The following is a 7,314-nucleotide window of genomic DNA, read 5'->3' on the forward strand; positions in this document are numbered from 1 at the left end:
TCGGGCAGCTCGTCGTCGGGCACCCGGCGCCGGGCCCGGTCGGTCCAGGCGACCATCGTCACGGCGAGGGCGCCGATGAGCAGGCCGACGGCACCACCGAGCACGGCCGCGGTCGTGGAGTCCACCTGCTCAGCGTACGCAGTCCACGGGCCCGATCCGCCGCCGCAGCAGCGGTGCGGCGGGAGCGACGCCGAGTGTTCACCTGCGGTCCGGCACCCGTTCACCGCGGGCTGCCACGCTGCTCTTCGGCGGAGGCCGCACCGCTGGCAGCGGGTCGGCAGGCGGCCGTCCATCGGCAGCGCCGTCAGGCACGACCCGCAACGGCAGACACGGCAGACACGGCAGACATGGCAGACACGGCAGACACGGCAGACACGGCAGACACGGCAGACACGGCAGACACGGCAGACACGGCAGACACGGCAGACACGGCAGACACGGCAGACACGGCAAGGACAAGGAACCCATGCGCGACGCATTCCACGAGGACCTCGAGCGGATCTCCGACCAGCTGGTCGAGATGACGCGGCTGGCCGGCTCGGCCATGGCCCGGGCCACGACCGCCCTGCTGGACGCCGACATCCACCTGGCGGAGAGCGTCATCGCCGCGGACCAGCAGATCGACCGGATGCGGTCGGAGCTCGACGACCTGTCCATCGACCTGCTCGCCCGCCAGCAACCCGTCGCGACCGACCTGCGCATGGTCGTCACCTCGATGCGGATGAGCGCGGACATCGAGCGCATGGGCGACCTGGCCCGGCACGTCGCCAAGGTGGCCCGGCTGCGCTACCCGGAGTCGGCCGTGCCACCCGTGCTGCGCTCGACCATCCTGCAGATGGGCCAGGTCGCCGAGCGCATCGTTGCCAAGGCCGGGTCGGTGATCGCCGGCCGGGACGTCGAGTCGGCCGTCGCCCTCGACCGGGACGACGACGAGATGGACCGGCTGCATCGCGAGGTCTTCGAGATGCTGCTCGAGGGCAAGTGGAAGCACGGCACCGAGGCCGCCGTGGACCTGACCCTGATCGGCCGCTACTACGAGCGGTTCGGCGACCATGCCGTCTCGGTGGCGCGCCGGGTGGTCTACCTGGTCACCGGCGAGTGGCACACCGAGCCGGACGAGGATCTCGAGCAGGTCGGCGCTCGCTGACCCCCGTCAGCGACCCTGGTTGGCGACCGCCTCGGCGGCCGCCGCAGCCGCATCGGGGTCGAGGTACTCCCCGCCCGCCACGAGCGGCTTGAGGTCGGCGTCGAGCCGGTAGACGAGCGGCATACCCGTCGGGACGTTGAGGCCCGCGATGTCCTCGTCGCTGATGCCGTCCAGGTGCTTGATCAGGGCGCGCAGGCTGTTGCCGTGCGCGATCACGGCGACGGTCTTGCCGGCCAGCAGGTCGGCGCTGATCTGGCTGTCCCAGTAGGGCAGCATCCGGGCGACCACGTCCTTGAGGCACTCGGTGTCGGGCATGGTGTCGCGCAACCGCGTGTAGCGCGGGTCGTGGGCCTGGCTGAACTCCGAATCGGCCGGGAGCGGCGGCGGCGGCACGTCGAACGAGCGCCGCCACTGCATGAACTGCTCCTCGCCGAACCTCTCCAGGATCTCCTTCTTGTTCTTGCCCTGCAGCGCGCCGTAGTGCCGCTCGTTGAGCCGCCAGGACCGGTGCACCGGGATCCAGTGCCGGTCGCACACGTCGAGCGAGACGTTGGCCGTGGTGATCGCGCGGCGCAGCAGCGAGGTGTGCAGCTCGTCCGGCAACAGCCCCGCCTCACGCAGCTGCTTGCCGGCGGAGACCGCCTCCTGGATGCCCCTCTCGGACAGGTCGACGTCGACCCAGCCGGTGAACAGGTTCTTAGCGTTCCAGGTGCTCTCACCGTGCCGGACGAGGATCAGCGTGTGTCCACTGTCTGCGGTCGTCATGCCGGAAGTCTAGGGGCGGTCGCTCAGCCTCCAGCACCTGCTCCTCACCGCTCCGTCCCGTCGAGCAGGTGTCGGAACGCCTCCAGGTTGCGCGTCGACTCCCCCCGCGAGATGCGCCAGTCCCACTCCTTCTTCATCGAGTCGAGGAAGCCGAGCGCCAGCAGCTCGTTGAAGGCACCGTCGGAGGCGTCGAGGACGACCCCGAAGAGCTGATCGAGGTATGCCGGGTCGACCCCCGCGAGGGGGACGCGCCCCTGCACGTAGACGTCCCCGGAGACGTCGATGCCGTAGGACAGCCCCGGCAACCGCAGGTTGCGCCGCAGCAGGGTGCGGTAGACCTCGAGGTGGTTCTCGTCGGGGTTGCGCACCACGAAGGCCGACAGCGACACCGACTGCTGCCCGACGACCACCGAGCAGACCGTCTTGAGCTTCTTCTCCCCCGGCAGGCTGACGACGAGCTCGCCCGGCCGGCCACCGAGCTCCCACTCGATCCCGGCCTCTTCGAGGAAGCCGCGGACCACCTCGTAGGTCGTCTCGGCACTGGTCACGGGATCACCAACGACGGCACGCCCGCCAAGGTCCGGGAGTCGTCGATGGGCGAGCTGCGGTGCGCGGCCCGCGCCTCGGCATACACCTCGAGCAGGCGGTCCGTGGTGGCCTCCCAGCTGAACTGTGCAGCGTGGGCGATCGCCCTGCGGCGCAAGGCGCTTCGTAGATCGGGGTCCTGCAGCAGGTCACCGATCTCGCGGGCCCAGTCCTGCGTGCGGTGTCCCTCGACGAGGACTCCACCGTCGCCGACCGCGGTGGGCAGGCCGCCGACGGACGCGGCCACGACGGGGGTCCCGCTGGCCTCGGCCTCGACGGCGACCAGCCCGAACGACTCGTTGTAGGAGGGGACGGCGACCAGGTCGGCTGCGCGATACCACTGTGCCAGCTCGGCGCGGCCGACCGGGGGCACGAACCGCACGTGCGGCTGCAACCCGAGCCGGGCGGCCAGGTCCTGCAGCGCCTGTGGGTGATCCAGGCCGGTGCCGCTCGGGCCGCCGAGGACCGCGACGACGAGGTCGTCCCGCAGCGACGGTCGTCGGGTGAGCAGCTCGGCGGCGGCGCGCAGCAGCACGTCAGGAGCCTTGAGCGGTTGGATGCGACCGACGAACAGGACGACCTTGGCGTCCGGGGCCAGACCGACCTCGGCTCGGGCGGCCCGCTGGTCCCCGGGGGTGAACCGGTCGAGGTCGACGCCCGGTGGCACCACCCGCACCTTGGCGGGGTCGGCGCCATACAGGTCGACCAGCTCACGGGCCTCGCGAGTGGTGTTGGCCACCAGCCGGTCGGCGGCCTCGACCACCTGGGCCTCGCCGATCTCGCGCCCGGGCGGCTCCGGGCTGTCGCCCTCCGCCAGCCGGGCGTTCTTGACCCGCGCCATGGTGTGCATGGTGTGGACGAGGGGGACGTGCCAGCGGTCGGCCGCCAGCCACCCGACCTGGCCGGAGAGCCAGTAGTGCGCGTGGACCAGGTCGTACCAGCCCTCGGCGCGCGCCGCCTCGGCGGTCATGACGCCGGCGGCGAAGGCGCACAGCTGCCCCGGCAGGTCCTGCTTGGACAGACCCTCGTAGGGGCCGGCGGCGACGTGCCGGACCAGCACGCCGGGCGCGGCCTCCACCTGCGGGGGCAGGGCCCCGGTCGTCGCCCGCGTGAAGATCTCGACCTCGACGCCGCGACGGGCCAGCCGTCGCGCGCTCTCGAGGACGTAGACGTTGAGCCCTCCCGCGTCACCGGTCCCGGGACGCTCGAGCGGTGAGGTGTGCACGCTGATCATGGCCACCCGACCCGGTCGCGCGCCTGCTGTCGTCACGCGCTCGAGTCTGCCACGACGGTGCAGGCGTCGCCCGAGGGGGAATCCTCGGCGCGACGAGGTGATGGGTGCCTGCGCCGCTCCGGTCGCAGTGCGCCAGACTTCAAGGATGGTGGCAGTCACCCTCGTGGGAGCAGGCAGGATCGGGCTCCCGGTTGCCGGGCACCTTGTTGCCGCCGGCCACCGGGTCGAGGTCGTGGATCTCCGCGAGGACCGACAGGTCGACGTCGAGGCGGCCGGGGCGCACTGGAGCTCGTCGCTGACGCGGCTGCCCGCGGACCACGTGCTGGTCACGGTCCTGCCCGGCAGCCCCGAGCTGCGCGAGCTGATGCTCGGCCCGTCAGGCGGCTCTGCTCCGGGGGCGCTCGCGCAGCTGGCCCCCGGAGGCAGCTGGATCGACCTGACGAGCACGGCTCCGGGCCTTGCCCAAGACCTGGCCGCGGCAGCGAACGAGCGCGGTGTGCGCTACCTCGACGCCGCAGTGGGCGGTGGCCCGCAGGACGCCCGGCGCGGCGACCTGGCGCTCTACGTGGGCGGTGAGGACTCGGATGTGGAGCGCCTGCGCCCGTTGCTCGAGACGTTCACCGACCCGACACGCATCCGTCACATGGGGGGTCACGGAGCCGGCTACCTGACGAAGCTGTTGATCAACCAGCTGTGGTTCGGACAGGCCGTCGCCGTGGGCGAGGCCCTGCTGCTGGGGGCCCAGGCCGGTCTTGCGACCGACCGGCTGGCCGACGTGCTCGACACGAGCCCTGCCGGCAGCGACTTCGTCCACACCCACCTTTCGTCGCTTCTGGCCGGTGACTACCTTCCGACGTTCGGGCTCGCCCGAGTGGTGGAGGAGCTGGACTCCTTGGCGCGCCTCGCCGAGTCGGCCGGCACCCCCTGGTCGGTGTCGGAGCGCGTCGCGCGGGTGCACCGACGCGCCCTGGCCCACTACGGCGACGTCGACGGCGAGCTCCTCGGTGTCGCCTGGCTGGAACACCTTGCCGGCCGGCGGCTGGGCCGATCCGTCGGGCCCGATCAGTCCGCGGTCAGCTCGGGGTAGTCGGAGGCGTCCTACCCCGTCCGACCCGGGGCGGCACCGAGCGGTCAGTCGGCGCTGCGCCTCGCGTAGTCGTCCTCGATCCGCTCGATGTCGGACTCGTCGAAGTCACCGAACGCGATCTCGAGCACGCGGCCCGGTCGGGAGCCGGAGTTGCCCATCCGGTGCCGGCTCCCCTGCCCGGCCCAGACCCGTTCGCCGGGCCCCGCGCTCCACGCCCGGCCGTCGATCTCCACGTCGATCGGCACGTCGAGCACCTGCCACATCTCGTCGCGGTGACCGTGGGTCTGCAGGGAGAGCCGGTGCCCCGGCTGCACCGTGATGATCTTGACCGTCACTCGCTCGTTGGAGACGAACTGCTGGAACTCACCCCAAGGCCGCTCGGCGACGAACACGTCGGCGGTGCGGTCGGTCATCTCCCCGGTCCGTCCTGTCGTCGTGGACATGGCTTCCTCCGTCGCGGTGGCGTGTCCTGCGATTGTGCCTCACCACGCCGTCGAAGGAGTGAGAAACAGACCAATCAAGCGGCGCACCGTGGCCCGGTGCCGCCACATGAGACCACCCGGCGGCAGCACCTCGAGTCGAGCGTCCGGAAGCAGGCCGGCCAGCTGCTCGGCCACGGAGACCGGATGGGCCGGATCGTCCTCCTGGGCAAGCACCAGAGCCGGAGCCCGTACGCCGCGTAGCGCCTCGCGGTCGTCCATCGCCACCGCGTGGGGCAGCGTCCGCAGCGCCCGGGAGACGGGGGTGCCGACCAGGTGGGTCGCCTGACCGCGGCACCAAATCCGCACCGCCCGGTCCGCTCGGACCGGCTCGGGCTGCTCGAGCAGCAGGAGCTCGGTCATCCCGTCGACGTCGCGCTCGTCGGCGCGGTCGGCCATGGCCACGAGGCGGTCGAGGGCGGCGTCTTCCCGGGGACGGTCGAGGACCGCGGGGATGACGAAGACGAGTCGTTCGAAGCGGACCGGTTCCTGCTCGAGCCAGTGGCACAGTGCCCCGGCTCCCATGCTCACGCCGAGGGCCTGGGTGGCGCCCACCATGTCGGCGACGGCGCGCAGCTCGGCCGCGAGCGCGGCATACGTCCAGGGTGTCTCGGGAGCGGCGGAGGCGCCGTGGCCGCGGAAGTGCAGGAAGGTCCGGCTGCCGGGCACGCCGGATCCGAAGGGGCGGGTCGTGTCGATCGACCCGGCGAGGCCGTGGGCGAAGACCGTGGACGGGCTGCCGGATCCGGTGGTGAGGTATTCGATCGGCCCGTCGGGACCGTCGAGCAGTGAGGTGAGGGAGGCGGAGCCGAGGCTCACCAGGGACCGTAGGGACCCGACGAGGAGGACCCCCGGCCACGCACCTGCTGCAACGCGGGGCGCACGTCCGCGAGGTAGACCGCGGCACCGAGCACGGCCGCGATCCCGAGGAGGTTGAGCGGGTTGGCGAAGAAGATGAAGCCGACGGCCGCGCTGACGGCCACGATCGCGACCCAGAAGGTCTTGGTGCGCTTGCCGGCCGCGGGATAGGCGTTGCTCGGGTGCCGGACCGCGTCGACCAGCGCGAACAGCTCGAGCAGGAACGCCGCGATCCCGAGGATCATGGCGACGCCGACCTGCGCCTGGCCCAACAGATATTCCATGCCACCAGACTACGTCGAGGCGGCGGAGCCGACGCTGCCGACCGGCCGGATCAGGTGTCGGTCCGGGACCGAATCACGGTGCAGGCGTCGCAGGTCAGGTGTCGACGACGAGGGTGAACGGTCCGTCGTTGACCAGGGACACCTCCATCATCGCCCCGAAGCGGCCGGTGGCGACCTCGATCCCGCGTGCGCGCAGGGCCACCACGACGGCGTCCACCAGGGGCTCGGCGACCGGCCCGGGCGCGGCGGCGCTCCACGAGGGGCGCCGGCCCTTGCGGGTGTCGGCATAGAGGGTGAACTGGCTGACGACCAGGACCGGGGCGCCCGTGTCGCCCACGGACTGTTCGTCGCGCAGGATGCGCAGCTCGGCGATCTTGCGCGCCATCCGGGCCACCTGCTCCGGTCCGTCGTCGTGGGTGGCGGCCACCAGCGCGACCAGGCCGGGGCGCTCGATCGCCCCGATGACCTGCGCCCCGACCGTGACGCTGGCGCGGGTGACCCGCTGCAACACCGCCCGCACGGCTCAGAAACCCGTCGCCGTCAGGGCGCCCACCGGTTCGCCGTGGCCGAGGACCGGGGCGCTCTGCATCATGCTGAGGACGTCGTCGTCGAGGCCGAGGGCCCGCAGGGCGGAGGCGGTCACCACGGCTCTTGCGCGGCTGCCGCCGTCCAGGATCTTGACCGCGAGGCATCGTCCGTCGGCGAGCCCGACGGCCTGCACGGCCTCGGCACCGTCCTTCGAGACCAGTCCGTCGACGCCCAGGATCAGGGTGGTCACGTCACGCCGGGTGCCGCCGAGCCACTGTGGGTGGGCCCGGATCGCGTCACGCACGCGCCCCTCCGGTGTCCCGGCCGCGGCCGTCGCGAGCCGACCG

Annotated in this window: 10 protein-coding genes; 2 read left to right on the plus strand and 8 right to left on the minus strand. The window is 72.1% G+C overall.

Going from position 1 to position 7,314, the window contains the following annotated elements; all coding sequences use genetic code 11:
- The first annotated feature begins 466 nt into the window (after positions 1 to 466).
- The gene (gene phoU, locus FRW57_RS14560; RefSeq protein ID WP_152186331.1) at positions 467 to 1,147 is read left to right on the plus strand and encodes a phosphate signaling complex protein PhoU; all 681 of its coding nucleotides are present in this window, start codon (positions 467 to 469) and stop codon (positions 1,145 to 1,147) included.
- 6 nt (positions 1,148 to 1,153) lie between these two features.
- Here phoU and FRW57_RS14565 read toward each other — a convergent pair whose 3' ends face one another.
- Genes FRW57_RS14565 through mshA form a run of 3 tightly spaced genes read right to left on the minus strand, consistent with a single transcriptional unit; the run spans position 1,154 to position 3,731 of the window.
- Positions 1,154 to 1,912, minus strand: a complete 759-nt coding sequence (locus FRW57_RS14565; RefSeq protein WP_137121717.1) for a phosphoglyceromutase — start codon at positions 1,910 to 1,912, stop codon at positions 1,154 to 1,156.
- Positions 1,913 to 1,956: 44 nt separating this feature from the next.
- Entirely contained in the window at positions 1,957 to 2,460 is a 504-nt protein-coding gene (locus FRW57_RS14570) for a type III secretion system chaperone family protein (RefSeq protein WP_152186332.1), read from the minus strand.
- Positions 2,457 to 3,731 carry a D-inositol-3-phosphate glycosyltransferase gene (gene mshA / locus FRW57_RS14575; protein ID WP_137121787.1) on the minus strand — a complete coding sequence of 425 codons (1,275 nt, stop codon included), beginning with the start codon at positions 3,729 to 3,731 and terminating at the stop codon, positions 2,457 to 2,459. Before mshA ends, FRW57_RS14570 begins: the two co-directional genes overlap by 4 nt.
- Before the next feature lie 145 nt (positions 3,732 to 3,876).
- Between mshA and FRW57_RS14580 the strand changes: the two genes are divergently transcribed.
- A complete protein-coding gene (locus tag FRW57_RS14580; protein WP_162529367.1) occupies positions 3,877 to 4,818 on the plus strand; it encodes an NAD(P)-dependent oxidoreductase in 942 nt (313 codons plus the stop codon).
- Positions 4,819 to 4,862: 44 nt separating this feature from the next.
- On the opposite strand, the gene FRW57_RS14585 is transcribed toward FRW57_RS14580, so the two are convergent.
- From FRW57_RS14585 to FRW57_RS14605, 5 genes are all read right to left on the minus strand, one after another.
- Positions 4,863 to 5,261: a phosphomannose isomerase type II C-terminal cupin domain gene (locus FRW57_RS14585; RefSeq protein WP_137121720.1), complete on the minus strand. Its 399-nt coding sequence runs from the start codon at positions 5,259 to 5,261 to the stop codon at positions 4,863 to 4,865.
- A 39-nt stretch (positions 5,262 to 5,300) separates the two neighbouring features.
- Positions 5,301 to 6,116 carry an alpha/beta fold hydrolase gene (locus tag FRW57_RS14590; protein ID WP_238999441.1) on the minus strand — a complete coding sequence of 272 codons (816 nt, stop codon included), beginning with the start codon at positions 6,114 to 6,116 and terminating at the stop codon, positions 5,301 to 5,303.
- Positions 6,113 to 6,439, minus strand: coding sequence for a DUF2516 family protein (locus tag FRW57_RS14595; protein WP_137121721.1), 327 nt, complete (start codon positions 6,437 to 6,439; stop codon positions 6,113 to 6,115). Before FRW57_RS14595 ends, FRW57_RS14590 begins: the two co-directional genes overlap by 4 nt.
- A 94-nt stretch (positions 6,440 to 6,533) precedes the next feature.
- Complete coding sequence (dtd, locus tag FRW57_RS14600; RefSeq protein WP_152186334.1) at positions 6,534 to 6,959, minus strand: D-aminoacyl-tRNA deacylase; 426 nt, start codon at positions 6,957 to 6,959, stop codon at positions 6,534 to 6,536.
- Positions 6,960 to 6,962: 3 nt separating this feature from the next.
- Positions 6,963 to 7,314: asparaginase (locus FRW57_RS14605; protein WP_162529368.1), on the minus strand; the 352-nt coding region annotated here is incomplete at its 5' end.

Source organism: Segeticoccus rhizosphaerae (assembly GCF_009192725.1).
GTDB lineage: Bacteria > Actinomycetota > Actinomycetes > Actinomycetales > Dermatophilaceae > Segeticoccus > Segeticoccus rhizosphaerae.